Source organism: Streptomyces sp. ADMS (assembly GCF_033441795.1).
Taxonomy (GTDB): domain Bacteria; phylum Actinomycetota; class Actinomycetes; order Streptomycetales; family Streptomycetaceae; genus Streptomyces.
Map to the genome: position 1 here is coordinate 1 of NZ_JAVFVX010000401.1, position 537 is coordinate 537.

The window sequence follows — 537 nt, forward strand, 5'->3', positions numbered from 1 at the left end:
GCTCCCCCTTGGAGCTGGCCGCTTAGAAGATCTCCACAGTCCGAGGGGATTGACATGACCAGCCGCGAACTCACTGCCGAAATGAGGCGCCGACACAGTTCGGAGCCAGGGGCGCGGGACTACCTCGGGCGTCTCCACGCCCTCGGACAGGAGAAACCCGGCTTCCCACCGCAGTGTTCTCCGGGGTCAGGGTTCGACAGGCCAGATGCGGCGCATCAACCGCATCCGGTGCCGACGATGCCGTATGGCGGTGCCGTTCAGGTGCGCTTGGGCGTCGAGCGTGAACCTGTGTATGGCGCCCTCAAGCCGACGACATTCGTCGTGAACTTCCATGGGCCGTCCCTGGAGTCGAGACATGGTGCCTACGTGTTCTGGCGCCGCTGTCAGGAGCATGCACGTCGTTTTGGCGTGTTGAACGATGAGAAGGGCGGCATACGCGAGATCGTCGGGCCCTTCAAGGAACACTAAGGCGGCTGGTTCGTCCAATGAGAGGTGTGCAAGCTGAAGTTGCTGGTCACGGGGCTGGTGTGCGTGGGC

General features: G+C 63.1%; 1 protein-coding gene. It reads left to right on the top strand.

The window, feature by feature from the left end:
- Positions 1-54: 54 nt before the first annotated feature.
- Positions 55-468 carry a hypothetical protein gene (locus RB628_RS41265; RefSeq protein WP_318325753.1) on the top strand — a complete coding sequence of 138 codons (414 nt, stop codon included), beginning with the start codon at positions 55-57 and terminating at the stop codon, positions 466-468.
- Positions 469-537: the final 69 nt, after the last annotated feature.

Excerpts from the sequence above, each read along its gene's own strand:
- RB628_RS41265 (WP_318325753.1), top strand. The coding sequence starts at position 55 with ATGACCAGCCGCGAACTCACTGCCGAAATGAGGCGCCGACACAGTTCG.